At 69.2% G+C, this 18,546-nt stretch carries 25 protein-coding genes and 1 tRNA gene; 10 read left to right on the top strand and 16 right to left on the bottom strand.

Translation table 11 applies throughout. The features are described from left to right. Positions 1 to 218: 218 nt before the first annotated feature. Positions 219 to 680 carry a hypothetical protein gene (locus ACK4K7_RS06390; RefSeq protein ID WP_431864468.1) on the bottom strand — a complete coding sequence of 154 codons (462 nt, stop codon included), beginning with the start codon at positions 678 to 680 and terminating at the stop codon, positions 219 to 221. 236 nt (positions 681 to 916) lie between these two features. Beyond that, positions 917 to 1,555, bottom strand: a complete 639-nt coding sequence (locus tag ACK4K7_RS06395; RefSeq protein ID WP_431864470.1) for a class I SAM-dependent methyltransferase — start codon at positions 1,553 to 1,555, stop codon at positions 917 to 919. A 102-nt stretch (positions 1,556 to 1,657) separates the two neighbouring features. Here ACK4K7_RS06395 and ACK4K7_RS06400 point away from each other — a divergent pair, with 102 nt between their 5' ends. The 3 genes from ACK4K7_RS06400 (at position 1,658) to ACK4K7_RS06410 (ending at position 2,252) form a co-directional block, all read left to right on the top strand. Then, positions 1,658 to 1,873, top strand: a complete 216-nt coding sequence (locus ACK4K7_RS06400; RefSeq protein ID WP_431864472.1) for a putative peptidoglycan-binding domain-containing protein — start codon at positions 1,658 to 1,660, stop codon at positions 1,871 to 1,873. 46 nt (positions 1,874 to 1,919) lie between these two features. Next, positions 1,920 to 2,135 carry a hypothetical protein gene (locus ACK4K7_RS06405; protein ID WP_431864473.1) on the top strand — a complete coding sequence of 72 codons (216 nt, stop codon included), beginning with the start codon at positions 1,920 to 1,922 and terminating at the stop codon, positions 2,133 to 2,135. A gap of 41 nt (positions 2,136 to 2,176) precedes the next feature. Then, positions 2,177 to 2,252 (top strand) — tRNA-Val (locus tag ACK4K7_RS06410). A 274-nt stretch (positions 2,253 to 2,526) separates the two neighbouring features. Here the strand turns inward: ACK4K7_RS06410 and ACK4K7_RS06415 are convergent. From ACK4K7_RS06415 to ACK4K7_RS06455, 9 genes are all read right to left on the bottom strand, one after another. Then, the gene (locus tag ACK4K7_RS06415) at positions 2,527 to 3,432 is read right to left on the bottom strand and encodes a MarR family transcriptional regulator (RefSeq protein WP_431864474.1); all 906 of its coding nucleotides are present in this window, start codon (positions 3,430 to 3,432) and stop codon (positions 2,527 to 2,529) included. A gap of 248 nt (positions 3,433 to 3,680) precedes the next feature. Then, entirely contained in the window at positions 3,681 to 4,373 is a 693-nt protein-coding gene (locus ACK4K7_RS06420; RefSeq protein WP_431864475.1) for an aspartate/glutamate racemase family protein, read from the bottom strand. Positions 4,374 to 4,527: 154 nt separating this feature from the next. Then, positions 4,528 to 4,779, bottom strand: a complete 252-nt coding sequence (locus ACK4K7_RS06425; protein ID WP_431864477.1) for a hypothetical protein — start codon at positions 4,777 to 4,779, stop codon at positions 4,528 to 4,530. 6 nt (positions 4,780 to 4,785) lie between these two features. Next, the gene (locus tag ACK4K7_RS06430) at positions 4,786 to 6,195 is read right to left on the bottom strand and encodes an NAD(P)(+) transhydrogenase (Re/Si-specific) subunit beta (RefSeq protein WP_431864478.1); all 1,410 of its coding nucleotides are present in this window, start codon (positions 6,193 to 6,195) and stop codon (positions 4,786 to 4,788) included. 12 nt (positions 6,196 to 6,207) lie between these two features. Then, positions 6,208 to 6,495 carry an NAD(P) transhydrogenase subunit alpha gene (locus tag ACK4K7_RS06435; protein ID WP_431864480.1) on the bottom strand — a complete coding sequence of 96 codons (288 nt, stop codon included), beginning with the start codon at positions 6,493 to 6,495 and terminating at the stop codon, positions 6,208 to 6,210. Between the two features lie 2 nt (positions 6,496 to 6,497). Continuing rightward, positions 6,498 to 6,887: an endonuclease domain-containing protein gene (locus ACK4K7_RS06440; RefSeq protein ID WP_431864482.1), complete on the bottom strand. Its 390-nt coding sequence runs from the start codon at positions 6,885 to 6,887 to the stop codon at positions 6,498 to 6,500. A 110-nt stretch (positions 6,888 to 6,997) separates the two neighbouring features. After that, the gene (locus tag ACK4K7_RS06445; protein WP_431864483.1) at positions 6,998 to 7,366 is read right to left on the bottom strand and encodes a hypothetical protein; all 369 of its coding nucleotides are present in this window, start codon (positions 7,364 to 7,366) and stop codon (positions 6,998 to 7,000) included. Further along, on the bottom strand, positions 7,363 to 8,490 hold the full coding sequence (locus ACK4K7_RS06450; RefSeq protein ID WP_431864485.1) for an NAD(P) transhydrogenase subunit alpha: 1,128 nt from the start codon (positions 8,488 to 8,490) through the stop codon (positions 7,363 to 7,365). The genes ACK4K7_RS06445 and ACK4K7_RS06450 overlap by 4 nt, the downstream gene beginning before the upstream one ends. A gap of 18 nt (positions 8,491 to 8,508) precedes the next feature. Continuing rightward, positions 8,509 to 8,646: an aa3-type cytochrome c oxidase subunit IV gene (locus ACK4K7_RS06455; RefSeq protein ID WP_431864487.1), complete on the bottom strand. Its 138-nt coding sequence runs from the start codon at positions 8,644 to 8,646 to the stop codon at positions 8,509 to 8,511. Between the two features lie 140 nt (positions 8,647 to 8,786). On the opposite strand from ACK4K7_RS06455, the gene ACK4K7_RS06460 reads away from it, so the two are divergent. From ACK4K7_RS06460 to ACK4K7_RS06470, 3 genes are read left to right on the top strand one after another with little or no spacing between them, the layout of a single operon-like run. Continuing rightward, complete coding sequence (locus tag ACK4K7_RS06460; RefSeq protein ID WP_431864488.1) at positions 8,787 to 10,244, top strand: sigma-54-dependent transcriptional regulator; 1,458 nt, start codon at positions 8,787 to 8,789, stop codon at positions 10,242 to 10,244. A gap of 40 nt (positions 10,245 to 10,284) precedes the next feature. Continuing rightward, entirely contained in the window at positions 10,285 to 11,022 is a 738-nt protein-coding gene (locus ACK4K7_RS06465) for an SDR family NAD(P)-dependent oxidoreductase (protein ID WP_431864490.1), read from the top strand. Beyond that, a complete protein-coding gene (locus ACK4K7_RS06470; protein ID WP_431864491.1) occupies positions 11,003 to 11,770 on the top strand; it encodes a phosphodiester glycosidase family protein in 768 nt (255 codons plus the stop codon). Before ACK4K7_RS06465 ends, ACK4K7_RS06470 begins: the two co-directional genes overlap by 20 nt. Here the strand turns inward: ACK4K7_RS06470 and ACK4K7_RS06475 are convergent. Beyond that, on the bottom strand, positions 11,767 to 11,955 hold the full coding sequence (locus ACK4K7_RS06475) for a Thivi_2564 family membrane protein (protein WP_431864493.1): 189 nt from the start codon (positions 11,953 to 11,955) through the stop codon (positions 11,767 to 11,769). The genes ACK4K7_RS06470 and ACK4K7_RS06475 overlap by 4 nt on opposite strands. Positions 11,956 to 12,177: 222 nt before the next feature. On the opposite strand from ACK4K7_RS06475, the gene ACK4K7_RS06480 reads away from it, so the two are divergent. Both ACK4K7_RS06480 and ACK4K7_RS06485 read left to right on the top strand, forming a co-directional pair. Beyond that, positions 12,178 to 12,720 (top strand): hypothetical protein, encoded by a 543-nt coding sequence (locus ACK4K7_RS06480; protein ID WP_431864494.1) that lies wholly within the window; start codon positions 12,178 to 12,180, stop codon positions 12,718 to 12,720. A 65-nt stretch (positions 12,721 to 12,785) separates the two neighbouring features. Beyond that, complete coding sequence (locus tag ACK4K7_RS06485; RefSeq protein ID WP_431864495.1) at positions 12,786 to 13,868, top strand: sensor histidine kinase; 1,083 nt, start codon at positions 12,786 to 12,788, stop codon at positions 13,866 to 13,868. Here ACK4K7_RS06485 and ACK4K7_RS06490 read toward each other — a convergent pair. Continuing rightward, positions 13,858 to 14,697 carry an ABC transporter permease gene (locus tag ACK4K7_RS06490; RefSeq protein WP_431864496.1) on the bottom strand — a complete coding sequence of 280 codons (840 nt, stop codon included), beginning with the start codon at positions 14,695 to 14,697 and terminating at the stop codon, positions 13,858 to 13,860. The genes ACK4K7_RS06485 and ACK4K7_RS06490 overlap by 11 nt on opposite strands. Before the next feature lie 64 nt (positions 14,698 to 14,761). Here ACK4K7_RS06490 and ACK4K7_RS06495 point away from each other — a divergent pair, with 64 nt between their 5' ends. After that, positions 14,762 to 15,481 (top strand): GcrA family cell cycle regulator, encoded by a 720-nt coding sequence (locus ACK4K7_RS06495; protein ID WP_431864497.1) that lies wholly within the window; start codon positions 14,762 to 14,764, stop codon positions 15,479 to 15,481. Between the two features lie 52 nt (positions 15,482 to 15,533). Here ACK4K7_RS06495 and ACK4K7_RS06500 read toward each other — a convergent pair whose 3' ends face one another. Continuing rightward, positions 15,534 to 16,592: a glycoside hydrolase family 43 protein gene (locus ACK4K7_RS06500; RefSeq protein ID WP_431864499.1), complete on the bottom strand. Its 1,059-nt coding sequence runs from the start codon at positions 16,590 to 16,592 to the stop codon at positions 15,534 to 15,536. A gap of 476 nt (positions 16,593 to 17,068) precedes the next feature. Between ACK4K7_RS06500 and ACK4K7_RS06505 the strand changes: the two genes are divergently transcribed. After that, positions 17,069 to 17,455 (top strand): hypothetical protein, encoded by a 387-nt coding sequence (locus ACK4K7_RS06505; RefSeq protein WP_431864500.1) that lies wholly within the window; start codon positions 17,069 to 17,071, stop codon positions 17,453 to 17,455. A gap of 122 nt (positions 17,456 to 17,577) precedes the next feature. Here ACK4K7_RS06505 and ACK4K7_RS06510 read toward each other — a convergent pair whose 3' ends face one another. Both ACK4K7_RS06510 and ACK4K7_RS06515 read right to left on the bottom strand, forming a co-directional pair. Beyond that, on the bottom strand, positions 17,578 to 17,754 hold the full coding sequence (locus ACK4K7_RS06510) for a hypothetical protein (protein WP_431864502.1): 177 nt from the start codon (positions 17,752 to 17,754) through the stop codon (positions 17,578 to 17,580). A gap of 88 nt (positions 17,755 to 17,842) precedes the next feature. Next, positions 17,843 to 18,235 carry a hypothetical protein gene (locus ACK4K7_RS06515; protein ID WP_431864504.1) on the bottom strand — a complete coding sequence of 131 codons (393 nt, stop codon included), beginning with the start codon at positions 18,233 to 18,235 and terminating at the stop codon, positions 17,843 to 17,845. Positions 18,236 to 18,546: the final 311 nt, after the last annotated feature.

Raw genomic sequence — 18,546 nt, forward strand, 5'->3', positions numbered from 1 at the left:
GGAGCTATTCTGCTGCTTGCCCCCATCGCAAGATGGGGCGGCCGGGCGCAGAGCCCCCCTCGGCGCCCGGCCACCCACCCTCCTCTCCACGCGCCCCGGCTTGACCCCCGCCGAAAACCCTGAAAAAGCGCGCGTTCCGGCACGCGGGCGGTTAGCTCAGTTGGTAGAGCATCTCGTTTACACGGGAGCGCGGCACCCGCCCGAGAGGCTGGGAAATCCTAGGCTTTTCGGCGGCTCGATTTAAATGCTTCGGGAATAGTCCGGGGCTCCGACGCTTCGAGCGCCTTCCTGACATCGTCGCCGAACGCGTGGGCGTAGCGGATGCGCCCCTCCTGGCGCAGCCGGCGCAGCGTCTTGGTGCTGATGCGAAGACGCTGGGCGGCCTCTTCGGGAGGAGCGCGGTCATGGTCAGCTTCCCACCAGGTTGCGGAAGAGGATGGGTTGGACGGAGCCGTCGTTGTAGAAGCTGTCGAGCCAGACGTCGGCGTTCGGCGCGTCGCCGGTCCACCCGTTCGGCAGGTCTTCAGGGCGATCGGTTCGCGGATGCGGGCCTCTTCCTCGGCGTCGATCAGGACGATGCCGGGGCGGCCGAGCGCATCCGCCAACTCGTTCACCTGACGCTGCATGCCGAGCACACGCTCCAGCCCCATCAGTCGCGCTTCGAAGGTGAGCGGCCCCATTCGCTGTTGATTGGACTGCAGCGTCCCGGCATGCCGGCTTTGGCCGCCCGGCTGCCGCTTGCGGTGGCGGGGCTTGCGCAGTTCACCGTAGAGCAGCTTCAGCTCCTTCAGCGGCGAGAGCTGCGTCCAGTTCGGCAGCTATGGCGGTCGCTCAGCAGCCGAGACGGGACAACTCCGGTTCTGGTCATCCGCAACACCACGGGTGGAACGCGGATCGTCACCTTGTGCGGCTTCGGCTAGGCGCGACCTTCAGCGTAGAGGCTTTCATGCTCCCTCTCCCGGAGATTGAGGTCGCCGGGGTGTGGGATCGTCGTCTCGCCTGCCGGAAGTGCGCGCGGCTCCTGAAACCCCGCCTCGGCAAGGAGGGTGCACAGCGACTTTGCGTCGTACATCCAGTGGTGGTGCCGGAAGCCGGTGAACGCATAGCGCAGGCGTCCAAGCAGACTCTTCGGCTTGGGGGTCGTCATCCGAGTTTTGGCGACGAACCAGTCGGCATCGCCCCTGCGGAGATACTCTTCGGCTTGCAGGCGAATGTCTGGAACGGCGATCCTGAGGATGCCGCCGGGACGAAGCACCCGCAGAGCTTCGGCAAGGAACCGCCGAGCTTCGGCCTGGTCCAAGTGCTCCAGCATGTGGGAGGTGTAGAGCACATCTATCGAGCGAGAGGGCAGTCCGGTAGCCAGTGCATTGCCATAGCGGATGTTGTGCGAACGAACGTGCGCTACGTAAGCGGCCCGACCCGGGAGGAGATGAGCGAGCGGGGTTCTGGCGAGCCGTACCGTCAGTGAATTGTCGAGGTTCAGCCAGCCGGCGGTGGGCGACTGGCCGCAACCTAAATTGACGCGCGAATTGGCGTGTTCTGCCGCGGTAGACATACACCCGACTTATCATCTTCTTCGCGGCACGCAAAACGCGGGCGCTTACTTCCGGCGACAGGCTGGGGCAACCCTGCCCGCCAAGCCGACACCGGGATCAACATGGGGCAGCGGGTCGCTGCGCAATTCCTGCAGCGGGCGCTGAACGCCTTTCTTGGCGAGACGGTGGCGGTCGACGGGCGGATCGGCCCCCGCACCGAAACGGCCGTGGGCGAGTTCAAGCGCCTGCGCGCCCGTGAAGGCGAAGCCGTCCTGGTCGCGGCGCTCGATTGTCTGCAGGGCGCCGCTACATCGAGCTCGTCGAAGGGAGCCCGCTGAACCGTCGCTTCCTCTACGGCTGGTTCGCTCACCGGATTGGCCAGGCATGAGCGGCCGGGTGAGCCGCGCGGTCGGGGCGGCCGGCGCCACGGCGCGGGCGGTGCGCGGGGTGTGCGACCTCTTCTGGATGTTCACCATCGCGGCGCTCGCGCTCGCCATCATCGGCTTCATCCTGGGAGCCGCCGTCGTCAGCGGCCGCATGCCGGAGGGCGCGGGAGAGCCCGCCACCTGTTTCCGCTACGTTCCATCCACGCCCGCTTGACCCTCGCCAAAAACCCTGAAAAAGCGCGCGTTCCGGTACGCGGGCGGTTAGCTCAGTTGGTAGAGCATCTCGTTTACACCGAGAGGGTCGGCGGTTCGAGCCCGTCACCGCCCACCAGCCGGCTCTGGCTCAGGCAATTTCGCACACAAATCCTCCCTGTCGCCGCGGGCGATGGGGAGGGTGTTGGAGCTTTGGATCGCCCCCCGGCGATCCAAGATCGTGTCCGGGGGACACGATCTCGCCTCAAAACATGCGAAGCGTGGTGGAAGGGCAGCCGGCGTCCGTCGGCTCGCTCCGCCGGCAGGCTCGCTCCGCTCGCGCCCCTCCACCGGACTTCGCCCGGTCCCCCTCCCCATGGAGCTTCGCTCCACAGGGAGGATCGAGGAACACCTCAGGCCGGGAAAGGCGAGACCCGTTGCGCCGCTCGGAAATAATCCGCAAGGGCGCGCGCCGCGTCGTCGGCGAGCGCGATATAGACCCGCCGCCCGTCCTGCGGATCGGCGACACGGACCACCACGCCTTCGTCGGTCAGCCGCTTGATCCAGCGCAAGGCTGTGGTGGGCGGGACGGCGGCGGCGATGCACAGGCTGGAGACCGGGACCCGCCGCCCCTCCAGCCGCGCCGCCATCAGATCGAGCATGATGTCCCAGGCCGGATCGGCGAACAGGTCGTTCTTGAAGAAGCTCGCGCGCAGGCGCCGGGTGCGCAGCACGGCGCGAAGGTCGGCGGCGGTGATCCCGCTCTCGTCGCCCGCTTCGGCGGCGCTCTCGAGTCGAGCGGCGGCGCCTTCGTCCTCCGACAGAGCAGCCAGCATATGGGCGATCCGCGCCACCTCCTGGCTCAATTGCTGCAGGATTTCGGGCGCGCGGGTGCGGCTGCCGTCGTGGAGGCGGTCCGGCGCGCGCCGCGCGGCATAAGCGAGGAGGGCCACCGTCTCGGTCTCGCTCGCCTCGCACAGCGGCAGCGCGCTCGGCGCCAGCGCCTGCACGAAATCGACCAGCGCGAGCGGGTGGCGCACGACGGCGCGGAAGCGGCCGGTCGCGGCCTCCGCCTCGATCGCGCAGAGCAAGGCGGCCGTGTCGTCGCTCTCGGCCGACAGGTCGGCGAGCACGACATCGACCGCGATCTGCCGCTCCAATCTCTCCCGCGCCTCGTCCACCGCGAGGTCGCCGAGCGAGCGGCATTCGGCGAGCGCGGCGCTGCGGCACGCCTCGCGGCGCCCGTCCGGGCTGTCGGCGATCGCCAGCAGCGTCGGTTGGTCTTCATAGCGCACCGCCATCAGGCGATCGCTCACCATGTCACGACTCATCATGGCCCCCTGGCCGACGAGCATGCACCCTTATGAGCTCAATTGCACCAACCGGTCCAAAACGGAGGGAATTGCCGCCATTTCGCCGCCGATGTGCAGCGGGACGGCAGGGCGCGAGAGGGGAAGGATGCGCCGGGCCCCGGTGGTTCTCGGGCCGCTGTGAAGCCCGGCGCATGCCCCCTCACCACCACAGTCACCCGCCGCGACAATCCATGTCGCCGGCGCGCGAAAAAAATTCAGGCGGAGAGGATCCAGTCCGCGGCCGCGCGGGCGTGCAGCGCGGTCGTGTCGTAGACCGGAAGGACGTTCGCGCCCGGATCGACCAGCATGACGAGCTCGGTGCAGCCCAGGATCACCGCCTGCTGGCGGGCCTGCGCCATGCCGGTGAGGCAGGTCTTGAGCTTGCGCTGCGAACTGCGTTTCACCTCGCCCCGCGCCAGCTCCTCGAAGATGATGCGGTCGATCTCGGTGCGGGTCCCCTCGTCGGGCAAGGTGATCTCGATCCCGTGCGCCTCGATCCGGTCGCGGTAGAAGCTCTCGTTCATCGTGAAGCGGGTGCCGATCAGGCCGGCGCGGCGTACCCCGTCCGCCTTCAGCTTCTGCGCCGTCACCTCGCCGATATGGAGGACGGGCACGCCCGCGGCCTCCGCCACTTTGTCGTACAGCTTGTGCATCGTGTTGGTGCACAGGATCAGCCCCTCGGCCCCCGCGCCCGCCAGCCGCCGCGCCGAATCGGACAGGATGGCTCCGAGCTCGTCCCAGCCGCCCGCCGCCTGCAGCTCCGAGATGCGGCCGAAATCGTGGCTTTCGATCAGCAGCGGCGCGGAGGCGAGGCCGCCCGCCCGCCGGCTCACTTCCTTGTTGATCGCTTCATAATACATGGCGGTGGAGACCCAGCTCATCCCGCCGATCAGACCCAGTTTACGCACGCCGGCAAAGCCCCTGAAAGATTGACGCCCTCGCCCGCGGACTGCCGGTAATGCCGTTGATTCCACAAGGGGATCGCCGGCGCGGCCGGTCCGGACGGGGGGAGAATGGGCCGAGCCGATAGGCGGTGCGCCGCGCCGCGTCCAGTTCGAAGGCTCAGCGCCCCATGGTCACCGCGATGAGCACCAGCAGCAGCGCGAGCATCGCGACGACGAGCAGCACCAGCATCGTCACCATCAGGCAGGAGCCGGTCCAGTTGTCGTAGCGCCGGACCAGCCACAACAGCCACGCGACCGCGACGGCGAGCCCCGCCGCCGGCGCGGCGAGCTGCCAGACGGCGGCGGAGACGGCGACGCCGAGCGCCGCCAGCGCGGCGCCTTTCGCCAGCTCCCGCCGCGGCGCCGCCACCGCCGCTCAGTCCAGGCTCTTCACGATCTCCTCCACCATCTTCTTGGCGTCGGCGAGCAGCATCATCGTGTTGTCGCGGAAGAACAGCTCGTTCTCCACCCCGGCATAGCCGGCGCCGCCCATCGAGCGCTTGATGAACAGCACGGTCTTGGCCTTTTCCACGTCCAGCACCGGCATGCCGTAGATGGGCGAGGTCTTGTCGGTCTTGGCGGACGGATTGGTGACGTCGTTGGCGCCGATCACGAAGGCGATGTCGGTGCGGGCGAATTCGGAATTGATGTCTTCCAGCTCGAACACCTCGTCATAGGGGACGTTCGCCTCGGCGAGCAGCACGTTCATGTGGCCCGGCATGCGCCCCGCCACCGGATGGATGGCATATTTCACCTTCACGCCGTGCGCCTTCAGCATGTCCCCCATCTCGCGCAGCGCGTGCTGCGCCTGCGCCACCGCCATGCCGTAGCCGGGGACGATGATCACCTGTTCGGCCTGCTGCATCAGGAAGGCCGCGTCCTCGGCCGATCCGCGCTTGTACGGCCGGTCGGCGGCGGAACCGCCGGCCGCGGCGCCCGCGTCCTGGCCGAAGCCGCCGGCGATCACCGAGATGAAGCTGCGGTTCATCGCCCGGCACATGATGTAGCTCAGAATCGCGCCCGACGATCCGACCAGCGCGCCGGTGATGATCATCGCCGTGTTCTGGAGCGTGAAGCCCATCGCCGCCGCCGCCCAGCCGGAATAGCTGTTCAGCATCGATACCACGACCGGCATGTCCGCCCCGCCGATCGGAATGATCAGGAGGAAGCCGACCGCGAAGGCGAGCAGGGTCACCAGCGCGAACACCCAGGGGCTCTGGTCGAAGGCGAAGAAGGCGATGAGGCCGAGGATGAACGCAATGGTGCCCAGATTGAGCGCGTGGCGCATCGGCAGCAGGATCGGCGCGCCCGACATGTTGCCGTTGAGCTTCAGGAAGGCGATCACCGATCCGGAGAAGGTGATCGCGCCGATCGCCGCGCCGAGGCCCATCTCGACCCGCGTCACCGGGAAGATGAAGCCCGCCGCGTCGACGATCCCGTAGGCGTTGGGGTTCAGATAGGCGGCCCAGGCCACCAGCACCGCCGCCATGCCGACCAGCGAATGGAAACCCGCCACCAGCTGCGGCATCGCCGTCATCGCGATGCGCCGGGCGATGAGGAAGCCGATGCCGCCGCCGATCAGGATCGCCACCAGGATCTCGGGAATGCCGGCCAAGTCGTGGGTGACCAGGGTCGTCGCCACCGCGATCAGCATGCCGGCCATGCCGAACCGGTTGCCGCGGCGGCTGCTCTCCGGGCTCGACAGGCCGCGCAGCGCGAGGATGAAGCACACCCCCGCGACCAGATAGGCCAGCATCACCCAGCCGGGCACGGCGGCCTCATGCATCGATCAGCCCCCTCACCGGCTCCGCTCCTTCTTCTTGTACATGGCGAGCATGCGCTCGGTGACGGCGAAGCCGCCGAAGATGTTGACGCTGGCGAGCACCACGCCGGCGAGGCCCAGCCACTTGGCCGCCGGCACCCCCGCCGCCGCGGCCGCGATCAGCGCGCCGACGATGATCACCGACGAAATCGCGTTGGTCACCGCCATCAGCGGCGTGTGCAGCGCCGGCGTCACCGACCAGACGACATAATAGCCGACGAAACAGGCCAGCACGAAGATCGTGACGATGGTTACGAAGTCCATTTTCATTCCTCCCCGGGACGGGGAGGGGGACCAGGCGAAGCCTGGTGGAGGGGGCCCCTCGCCCGCGCCAAGATTGCCGATACCGCGCCGACCACGTCGCGCATCACGTCCGCGGCCGGGATGCGGACGATGGCGAGGCCGAGCGACCGAAGCGCCGCTTCGCGCCTTCGGTCGCGGTCGACGCGTTCGCCGGTCTCGTGCGCCCAGCCGTCGATCTCCACGGCGAGTCTCGCCTCGCTGCAATAGAAGTCCACGACATATGCGCCGATCGGGTGCTGGCGGCGAAACTTGAAGCCGTCCGGCCGAAGTCGCAGGTGACGCCAAAGCAGCCGCTCAGGCGGCGACATGTCGCGGCGGAGCTGTCTGGCGCGGTAGGTGGACGGCCGGCGCAACTGAATCCGTTGAACGGAAGATCCGGATGGTTCGGTGCGGGGCGCCACCCCCCCTCCACCAGGCTTCGCCCGGTCCCCCTCCCCTTGCAGGGGAGGATAGGGGTGCGCCGTCACCATGCGGCGATCTCTTCGCCGAGCGCGTCGAGGGCGGCGCGGAAGGCGGGGAGCGGGGCGGCGCAGTCCGGGGCCCCGGCGCGGGGGCGGACCGCGTGCCAGTCATTCTCGCCCAGCCAGAGCGCGTGGCCGGCGCCCTTGCGGCGGGCGAAGGCCTGCAGCTCCTCGAACCGGTCGAGCTGGAGCCGCGCGTCCGCCCGCGCCTCCGCCACGCCGCAGGCCGCCAGGCGATGGCGGGCGGCGAAGGCGCGATAGGCGGCGCGGCGCAGCGCCTGCCCCTCGTCCGGGGCTTCGGCGGCGGGGCGGTCGCAGGCGGGGGCCATCAACACGGTGAGCATTCCCGCCGTGGCCGCCGCCGCCCTCATCCGAGCAGCCTCTCGTTCACCACCTGCCCGCCGCGCGTGAGGCGGACGCCGCGCGCGATCTCGTCCTCGTCGGGGAGCACCGGCCGCTTCGCCTCCGCGTCCCAGAAGGCGCTGAGAAAATTGTAGAGGTTGCGGGCGTAGAGCGCCGAGGCGTCGGCGGCGAGACGCGACGGCACGTTGCGGTGGCCGACGATCCGCACCCCGTGCCGCTCGACCACCGCTCCCGATACGGCGCCCTCGACATTGCCGCCCTGCTCCACCGCCAGGTCCACGACCACGCTGCCCGGCCGCATCGTCGCGAGCTGCGCGTCGCTGACGAGGCGCGGCGCCGGACGGCCGGGGATCAGCGCGGTGGTGATGACGATGTCCTGCTTGGCGATGTGGCGGGAGACGAGCTCGGCCTGCGCAGCCTTGTATTCGTCGGACATCTCGGTGGCATAGCCGCCGGCGCCCTCCCCTTCGATCCCCTTCACCTCCTCGACGAACACCGCCTTGGCGCCGAGGCTTTCGATCTGTTCGCGGGTGGCGGCGCGCACGTCGGTCGCGGAGACGATGGCGCCCAGCCGCCGCGCGGTGGCGATCGCCTGCAGGCCGGCGACGCCGACGCCCATCACGAACACGCGCGCGGCGGCGATGGTGCCGGCCGCCGTCATCATCATCGGCAGCGCGCGGCCATATTCACCGGCCGCGTCGAGCACCGCCTTGTAGCCGGCGAGATTGGCCTGGGAGGACAATACGTCCATCGATTGCGCGCGGGTGATGCGCGGCATGAATTCCATCGCCAGCGCTTCCAGGCCGGCGGCGGCATAGCCGTCGACGCGGTCGCGGCGCCGGAACGGATCGAGCATGGCGACGACCAGCGCGCCCGGCGCCGCCCCGGCGAGCGTCTCCGCTTCCGGTCCCTGGACGGCGAGCACCGCCTCGGCGCCCGCCAGCGCGTCCGCGCGCGAGCCGAGCCGGGCGCCCGCCGCTTCATAATCGCCGTCGGAGATGGAGGCGGCCTCGCCGGCGCCCCGTTCCACCGCCAGCTCGCCGCCGAGCGCGGTGAACTTGCGCACCGTTTCCGGTGTCGCGGCGACCCTGCGCTCGCCTTCCGCCGTTTCCTTGAGGACCGCTATCTTCACCCCCGCGGCCCCCCTTGGTCAGGCGATGATGACGAAAACGACGATGAAGGCGACGATCGCCGACAGGATCGTGCCCCATTTCATCAGGGCCAGGAACAGGGTGTAGCCCCGCTTGTGATCCTTGAACTGCGTCTGGTTCTGGCCTTCGGCTGCCATTGGTCCCTCTTGTTTCCCTCTTTGCGGGCACCCTTAACAAGGCCGGGGCCGAGCCCCAAGCGAAAATGCCCGCCGTCCGTTAAGCCGAACTTTACCCCGATGACCTAGTTCCGATCGCTCCATTTCGGGAGAGGAGAGACATGCGGCCGGACCCCACACGCTGCCTGCTGCTGATCGACGACGAACCCGCCCAGCGGCGCCTCGTCACCGCGATCGGCGCCCGCGCCGGATGGTGGGTGGCGGGCGCGCCCGACGTGGATGCCGCCGCCAAATTCCTGTCCGATCCCGAGGCGCCGAAGGTCGACGCCATCCTGCTCGACCATTGGCTGCCGGGCGAGGAAGGCTCCGCCCTCATCGCGCAGATCCGCGCGCTCAGGCCCGAGTTGCCGCTGCTCGTCCTCACCGCCCAGACCTCGGTCGCGGTCGCGGTGGAGGCGATGCGCGCCGGCGCCACCGATTTCCTGGTGAAGCCCTTGTCGCCGGACCGGCTCCTCTCCGCGCTCGACGCCGCGGTGGACCGCCGCCGCTCGGGCCGCGAGCTGCGCCCGCTGTCCGAAAAGATCGTGAAGCAGCTCGGCTTCGACGAGATCGTCGGCTCCGCCCCCGAATTCCGCTCCGCGCTGGCGATCGCCGCCAAGGCGGCGCGCGCGCGCGTCTCGGTGCTGATCGAAGGCGAGAGCGGGTCGGGCAAGGAAGTGATCGCGCAGGCGATCCACGCCGCCAGCCCGCGCGCCCGCAAGCCGATGGTGACCGTCAATTGCGGCGCCATCCCCGCCAATCTCGTCGAATCGGTGCTGTTCGGGCACGAAAAGGGCGCCTTCACCGGCGCGTTCGACCGCCATATCGGCAGTTTCGAGGATGCGGACGGATCGACCCTGTTCCTGGACGAAGTGGGCGAGCTTCCGCTCGACACCCAGGTCAAGCTCCTGCGCGCGCTCGAGACGGGCGAGATCCAGCGGGTCGGAAGCCGCATCGTCCAGACGGTCGACGTGCGCATCATCGCCGCCACCAACCGCCGCCTGATCGAGGAAGTCGCCGAAAACCGCTTCCGCGAGGACCTCTATTACCGGCTGAACGTCGTCCATGTCGACGTGCCGCCGCTGCGCAACCGCATCACCGATTTGCCCGCCCTCGCCCGCCACCTCCTGGTCCGCATCGCGGAGCAGCCGGGCATGCGCTACCTGTCGATCACCGACGACGCGCTGGAAGTGCTGATGGGCTATGGCTGGCCGGGCAACATCCGCCAGCTGCAGAACGCCTTGTTCCGCGCCGCCGTGCTGTGCGACGGCGATGCGCTCACCTCCGCCGATTTCCCGCAGATCGCCGCCGAAAGCCGGCTCGGCCGCCGCGCCAGCGACCATCATGCCAAGCGGCTGACCGGCGCGTCGGCCAGCGCCGCGCTCGCCCACGGCCCGGGGATCACGCTCTACGAAGCGGACGGCAATCTGCGCTCGCTCGACGAGATCGAGGCCGACGTCATCCGCCTCGCCATCGGCCATTATCGAGGGCGGATGACGGAGGTCGCGCGGCGGCTCGGCATCGGCCGCTCCACGCTCTACCGCAAGCTCGCCGAGCTCGGCATCGAAAACGCCGCCTGACCCATCGCCATCCTCCGCCGGCGCCGCTACACCGGCGGGCATGAACGACTTCGCCGGCGCCCACATCCTCGTCACCGGCGCGGCCTCCGGCATCGGCGCGGCCGCCGCGCGCCACCTGGCCGGTCGCGGCGCGTCGCTGGTCCTGATGGACCGCCGCCCGGTGGACGGCTTCGACGGCGCGCGCCTGCTGACCGGCGACGTCGCCGATCCGGCCTTCTGGGCGGAGGCGGATCTTGGCGGCCTTACCCATGCGGTGGCGAATGCGGGCGTCGCGTCGGGCGGTCCGATCGCGGACCTCGATTTCGCCGAATGGCGGCGGGTGATGGCAGTCAATCTCGACGGCGCCTTCCTGACGCTGCAGGCGGCGATGCGCGCGATCAGGGCGACCGGCCGCGGCGGCGCGATCGTCCTCACCGCCTCGGCCGCTGGTCTGAAGGCCGAACCCGGGATCGCCGCTTATGCCGCATCCAAGGCGGCGCTGCTGCAGCTGGGGCGGGTGGCGGCGAAGGAAGGCGCGGCCGACCGCATCAGGGTGAACGCGATCGCGCCGGGCGGGGTCGAAACGCCGATCTGGACCGACGCCCCCTTCTTCCAGGACATGGTGCGCGACCTCGGCGGCGCCGACGCCGCCTTCGCCGCCATGGCCGGCATGGCGACGCCTCTCGGCCGCTTCGCCGCGGCCGACGAGATCGCCCGGCAGATCGCCTTCCTCCTGTCGGACGACGCCGCCTTCATGACCGGCGCCACTCTGGTGAGCGATGGCGGCTATTCGATCTAGCCTCGCCGTCCTGGCGCTTGCCGCGTGCGCGGCCTCGTCGGACCCGCAGCGCGAGACGGCGGCGGCGGAGCCGCCAGCGCATTGCGAGGCGCGGGAGTTCGAAGGCAGCGCCTTCACGCTCTGCCGCTACGATCCGGCGCGACACGACCTGCGCTTCCACCTCGACGGCGCGGACGGGCCGCTGCGCAGCTTCGCGCGGCTGGAGGCGCATCTCGGCGACCGCGCTGGGCGACTGCTGTTCGCGATGAACGGCGGCATGTACGACCGCGCCGGCCTGCCGATCGGCCTCTATGTCGAGGACGGCCGCACCCGCCGGCCGCTCAACCTGCGCGACGGCTGGGGCAATTTCCACCTGAAGCCCAACGGCGTGTTCGCGGTGGACGGGGACGGCCGCGCGCATGTGGCGACGAGCGAGGATCTCGCGGCGCGCGTGCCGGCGCCCGCCTTCGCCACCCAGTCCGGCCCGATGCTGGTGATCGGCGGGGAGCTTCACCCGCGCATCCTTCCGGACGGCGACTCGCTCCACGTGCGCAACGGCGTCTGCGCGCCCGGCGACGGCACCGCCTGGTTCGCGATCAGCGACGAGCCGGTGTCGTTCGGCCGCTTCGCCCGCCTGTTCCGCGACGGCCTGTCCTGTGGCGACGCGCTCTATCTCGACGGCAGCGTGTCGAGCCTGTGGGACCGCCCCGCCCACCGGCGGGACGCCTATCCCCGGCTCGGGCCGCTGATCGCCGTCTATGCGCGCTAGCTGACGGTGGTGGTCCGCAGCACGTCGATCAGGCCGAAGGCGTCGAGCAGCCAGACGACCAGCAGGATGATGACGACGGCGTTGAAGATGCTCTTGATCGTGCCCTGCATCGGCACATAGGTGTTGACGAGCCACAGCAGCACGCCGACGACGATGATCACCAGCAGGATGGTGAGGATGGACATGGGCTTCCTCCAATCTTCGGCGGGCGGCGGCGGAGCGCCCCACCCGATCGTTATGCAGCCTTAACGACAGTGTCGAACGCCGGTTCCGCCTCCCCCCAGGTAACCGGTGCCGTCCGCATCGCCCCGGAACGGAACGCCGCGCGGGCCCGCATCCGATGGGTCTCGCGCGAACGGCACTGCCTGCTATAGAAGGGGCCGTTCACGTCCTTGAGAGGACCCTCGATGCTGGGCAGGGAACGCATCGCGGCTGAAACCGCGGCCGAAATCGTGATCTCCGGCTTGCTCGACCCGATGAGCTGCTGGGAGGACGCCTGCGCCCTGCCCGATCATGACGCGCCGCCGGTCGTCGCCTGCCTCGAAGTCGCCTTCGCCCGCGTCGCCGTCGCCCGCCACATGTTCCGCAAGACCCAGCGCGCCGCGGTCGCGGAGGCGTTGTGCGAGGCCGCCGACGCGATCGTCCGCAGGAGCTTCCCCGATCGCGGCGACGCGGCGACCGACGCCTTCTACGCCATGCCGCTGTTCGAGGCCGCGCCGCGCGCCGTCGCCGGCTATGAGGAGCCGGCCGCCCTTCCCCACGCCCTCGCCGAAGCCTTGCTCGCGCGGCTCGGCGTCCATCCCGCCCATGCCTGGCAGGCCGCGCCGCTGTTCGGCCGGTCCGGCAACGAGGCCGGGGAGACGCTGCGGCGCATGCGCGTCGCCGCGCCCGCCGAGCCGGGGCGGCTGCGCCTGCCGCTGCCGCGCCTCGCGCCGCTGTTCGGCGGCTGACCGCACGGTGCGCCGCCGCCGAATCAGGTGGAAAACAAGCCCGCCGCCTGCTTAACTCGGCCGCGATGCTCGTCGAGACGCTCCACCGCCTGCAGCCGCTGCGCAGCCTTCCGGCGGCGGTGCAATATGGCGCCGCCGCGCTCGTCGTGCTCGCCTTCTTCGCGCTGCGCTACATTCTCGCCGGCCTCGATCTCGATCCGGACCAGCTGCCGCTCTTCCTCGTCTTCATGCCGGCGGTGATCCTGTCGGCGCTGCTGTTCGACAAGGGCACCGGCTATTTCGCGGTCGCCGCGAGCGCGGTGCTCGGCCTCTATTTCATCCTCGATCCGCGGCATCCGCCGGTCGGCGCGACCGCGGCCGACGCGATCCGGGTGGCGATCTTCGTCGCCTCCGGCCTGCTCGCCGCCGCGATCGTCGAAAGCCTGCGCCGCACCGTCGACCAGCTGATCGAACGCACGTCCGAACTCGCCGCCGCCCGCGAGAGCCTGGAGCAAGGCTATACCGCGCTGCTCGCCTCCGACGCGCAGAAGGACCTGCTGCTCGGCGACATCAACCACCGCATCAAGAATCATCTGCAGCTCGTGTCCGGCTACCTGCTCCTCGGCCAGCGCGAGGTGGGCGACGCGCGCGCGGCCGAGCTGCTCGCCAACGCCGCCAACCGGCTGCGCGTCCTCGCCCGCGTCTACGACCGGCTGCAGCTGGTCAAGGAAACGACGACGGTGAGCGCGCGCGGCTTCGTCGAGGAATTGTGCAACGATCTCCAGCTCACCCTGATCGGCATCCGCCCGATCGTCCTCACCGTCGAGGCGGAGGAAGCGGAATTGAGCTCGAGCAGCGCGGTCACGATCGGCATGATGGTGAACGAGCTCGTCACCAACGCGGTCCGCTACGCCTTCGAGGATGACGAGCCCGGCAATGTCTTCGTCTATTTCAAACGCTGCGACAGCGGCTTTTGCCTCGAAGTGATCGACGACGGCGACGGCTTCCGATCGGAGGAGCGGGTGGGATCGATCGGCCAGCGGCTGCTGCGCGGCCTGGTCCGCCAGCTCGACGGGTCGATCGAATGGTCCGGGCCGCCCGGCACCCGCGTCAGCGTCACCTTCCCCGAGCGCAGGGCCGCGCCCGCCGAGGCGCCGTCTAGTTCTTGAGCTTCCAGCCGCTCCGCATCAGGCGGATGCACAGAAAGCCGAGCGCGACGTTGATCGCGAGCAGCAATACCGCCCCAAACGCCACCGGCGAATCCGCCGCGCCGAGGAAGCCGTAGCGGAAGCCCGAGATCACATAGAAGAAGGGGTTGGCGTGGCTCACCGCCTGGAAGGTGGGCGAGAGCGCGTCGACCGAATAGAAAGTGCCCGACAGCAGCGACAGCGGCGCGACCACGAAATTGGTGACGGCGGCCGCATGGTCGAACTTCTCCGCCCAGATCGAGGTCAGCAGGCCGAAGAAGCCGAGCATCATGCTGCCCATCAGCCCGAACCAGAAGATGGCGAGCGGATGCGCCGGCGCGACATGGACGCCCGGCCACAACAGCATCGCCAGCCACACCGCCGCCCCGACCAGGAACGCCCGCGTCACCGCCGCGCCGACCAGCCCGGTGATGAGCTCCCCCACCGACAGCGGCGGCATCAGATAATCGACGATCGTCCCCTGGATCTTGCCGACCAGCAGCGAGAAGCTGGAATTGGCGAAGGCGTTCTGGATCATCCCCATCACGATGAGGCCCGGGGCGAGGAAATCGGCGAACGGAACCGCCGCGCCGCCCAGCTCCACCGTCCGCCCCTCGCGGCCGAGCGCGATCGTGAAAATGATCAGGAACAGCAGGGTGGTCAGCGACGGCGCCCAGATAGTCTGAAGCTGGACCTTGAAGAAACGCCTGACCTCCTTCACATAGAGGGTTCTGAGGCCTCCCCAATTGACGTTCCGGATCACGGGAACGCCGGGGTCGGTCCTGACCCAATTCGAAGGCTGGTCGTTCATCGCGCCGTCGCTAGAGGCAGACGCTGTGAGCCGCAAGCTTTGAGAGATCGAGGACGCTGAAATCATGTCGTGGACGGACGAACGGATCGACCGGCTGAAGGAATTGTGGACCAGGGGCATGACGGCGAGCCAGATCGCGGACGAGCTCGGCGGCGTCTCGCGTAACGCCGTGATCGGCAAGGCGCACCGGCTCGGCCTGCAATCCCGTCCCTCGCCGGTGAAGGCGAACGAGGAGCCGGCGAAGGAGAAGGAGGCCGAGGCGGCCGCGCCCGCCCCCTCCCCCGCCGCCGCTCCGGCCTCCCCCGCTCCCGAGCCGAAGCCCGCGCCGGCCGCCGCCGCTCCCGAGCCGAAACCGGCGCCCGCGCCGGCCCCCGCTCCCGCGCCCGTCCAGCCTCAGGCCGCTCAGGCGCCGGCGCAGCCGGCGGCGCGCCAGCCCGCGCCCGACATGCAGCAATATCGCTCCATCGGCCCGGGCGGCTTCCTGCGCCAGGGGCCGGGCGAGCAGCAGTCGCCGATTCCGCCCGCCCCGCCCCGCCGGCTGGTGCCGGCCAAGCCGAGCCCGGAGATCGCCGACAAGACCAGCCTGCTCGATCTCAACGAAAAGATCTGCAAATGGCCGATCGGCCATCCGGGCGAGCCCGACTTCCATTTCTGCGGCGCGCCCGCCAATCCGGGCTTCCCCTATTGCGTGCAGCATTGCGGCGTCGCCTATCAGGCGCAGCTTCCCCGCCGCGACCGCCGCCCCCCGCCCCCGCTCCCCTTCGGAGGCCCCCGCATCCGCTGATCCGCGGGGTCCCCCTCCCTGGAAACAGGGAGGGGAGCGCGCATCCGACCGTCTAACGCACCGCGGGCGCGCCGCGCGGGCCCGTCGAGGGGCCGTTCCCCGCCACTCGCGGCCAGCCGTCGCGCCAGACGATCCGGTCGAGGAGCATCACCCGCCGGCTGTTCACCTCGTCGCTCGCCCTGGAGCGGGGCCGCCGCGCGTCGACCGCGTGATAGAGCAGCCAGTGATCGCCGGCCGCATCCTCGACGACGCTGTTGTGGCCGGGCGCGATCCACCGGCCGCGCCGCTCCAGGATGACGCTGTCGGCGGCGCCGGTCGCCTCCGCCAGCGTCTCGAACGGCCCGGTGGCGCTGCGCGAACGCGCCACCATCACGGCGTAATGGGCGTTGGGGCCGCAGCAATTGTCGCCCGAATAGAAGAGATAATACCAGCCCTCGCGGCGCACGATCCAGGCGCCCTCCACCAGGCGCTGGTAATTGGCCGGGTCCTCGTCCCGGATCACGTGGACGAGGTCGATCGGCCGGCTGCCCGGCAGGAACGAGACGCGGTCCTCCGCCAGCTCCTGCACCTTGATCGGGCCGAACCCCGATCCCCAGTAGAGCAGGCGCTTGCCGGTCGCCGGGTCGTCATAGGCGAAGGGGTCGATATTGACGAAGCCCTCGCCGCACTGGAGCGGCCGCCCGCTGTCGGTGAACGGGCCCTCCGGCCGCTCGGCGGTGGCGACGGCGAGGCACAGGCCCCGGTCCGGATCGGTGAGCGCCGCGTCCGGCTTGGCCGAATAATAAAGGAAATAGCGGCCGTCCCGATGCACCACGTCCGGCGCCCAGAAATCCTGCGTTTCGCGCGCCCAGCCCGGCTTCACCGGCAGCGCGTCCCCCGTCCGTTCCCAATTCACCAGATCGCGCGACCGCGCCGCCTGGATGTTCTGCATGCGCCCGTCGACCTCGCCTTGCGTGGCGTAGGAATAGTAGAAGCCGTCCGGCGCGCGCAGCACGGCCGGATCGGGAAAATTGTCGTCGAGCACGGGATTGGCATAGCGCGCCGGGCCAGACGCCACCGGCCCCACGCAACCGGCAAGCGCCAGCGCGGCGGCGACGAGCAAGCGGATCAAGACGGCCTCTCGCGGTATCCGCGGCAGCCGAGAAGGGCCGGAAGAGAAGGCACCGTCATTCCTTCTTGTGACCCAGGAGACGCGGCCTCTGCAAGCGCACCGTCGCGGAACCAGCCCGAGCCGAATCGTACCGACATCCGGCCGCTGCTCCCGGGGGGCTCGGGCATCTCGCGCCTTTCCCGGCAAGTGGAGACCCGCCGAAGGCTTGTGAAAGGGCGTTGCCGGCCGAAGAAATCCTCAAACGCGGCTCTCCGGTCGACGCCGATCTGCCGTCTGAAATCGGGGGGTTGTTCAAAAGATGCTTTGGAACTGCAACTGATGATCAACGTTATTGCATGCATCACCAACTCTTCCGCTGCGATTTCTGTGAGAACTTTGTCATAAGTTTTTACGTTCTAGCGGTTACCAGTCATGCAGGCCGCGACTGGTCTGATCGGAGACGATCCATGCGGTGCCGGATACCCCTTATTGCTTGGATGCCGATCTTTCTTGTGGCTTGTGCCACAACGCCGTCCACACCGATAACTTCCGATCAGCTTGTCCTGAACCTCGCCGACACCCCGGAGGCGCGACCGGATATTTTCCTCACGGCGCGCCTCTCCGGCCGCTTGGTGTCGAACGGCACCTGCATCGTCGTCCGCACGCGAAGCGCCGAGGTCACACCGCTTTGGCCGGTGGGAACACGGCTCCAGTCGAACGGGACGACTGCGGAGATCATATTGCCCGACGATCGTGGTCGCGTGAAGATCGGGGATCATGTCGTACTTAGCGGCGGCGGAGGTTTTTCGGAATATGCAAGCCGGGTCGGGGGCAATGCCGGCTTGTGTTCCTCCACTCACTTCAGCGTGGCAACAGCGAAATAGGGAATATTCAGGATGCGAACTTTAGGTATCGCGGCAACATTGTTGCTTGCACAGCCGGCTATTCTCCATGCGCAAGATCGCCACCGGCCCCACGCAACCGGCAAGCGCCAGCGCGCCGGCCGTCAGAAGACGCGCCATGCGGCGCCCGCCACCGCCTGCCCCGCCACGTGAGGGTCGGAGCTGCGCCGCGCCTGTTCGTGCGCTTCCGCGCCGCCGTGCCGGCAAAATGCGGCCGCGATCGCGGTGCCGTTCGCGAGCAACAGCACGAGCACCATCAGCGAGGCGACCATCTTGCGCATTGTGATGAGATATCATCAACTGACCGCAGCCCGCAAGCCGTGGCTGCCCCGGCGGGCCGGTGCGCATCGCGCCACTGGCTGCGGTCGCCTAATCCGGAAATCGTTCGACGATGTCCCGCCCCGGCAGAGAACTGAGCACGTCCGAGACCAGCGCGCGCGCCTGTTCGGCCTGTATGCTGTCGCAATCCGCCTCGTTCAAGATGAGGGAAATGCCGATCCGCTCCTCGCGGTCGATGAAGACGACGGAGGGCGTGGCGGGCAAGGTGTCGAGCGGAAAGCTATGGCATCCGCTCGGCAGCGTCGCGTCGTCGATTCCCGTCAAGGCCGCGGGGCGAACGCGCAGCAACGACGCCCTTGTGCGGGCGGCCAGTTCGTCCCGGAGGCGATAGCTGGCGCGCGCGATGACCCGCTCGCCTCCGGCACCGTCCACGACATGGGCGACCACCAGCTCATTGCCGGGAAGAAGGTCCAGGGTGAGCACATGATCGTTGCGCGCACCTCCCCGCCGGTAGAGCTGGATGGTCTCGCTGGATAACTGTTCCGCGGAGGGCAGTTCCGTGGCCCGACCAGGCTTTCGACGCTCGGCGAACCGTCTCGCTCGCAGCCGCCTGTCAGCACGAAAGCTGTCGACCAGATCAGGGCGGCTGCCGTCCTCATGTCGGGAACTGTGCGCTGACGGAAGGCCCGCTGCAACGGTTGCTTTGCCCCTGCAGCCCACCGGCGCGGGAAGCGCAACGCTGAGGCCCTCGAAAGCCCACTCCCCCTCCTAGGAAGGGAGGGGTCAGGGGTGGT

The organism is Allosphingosinicella sp. (assembly GCF_046295735.1).
Classification (GTDB): Bacteria; Pseudomonadota; Alphaproteobacteria; order Sphingomonadales; family Sphingomonadaceae; genus Allosphingosinicella.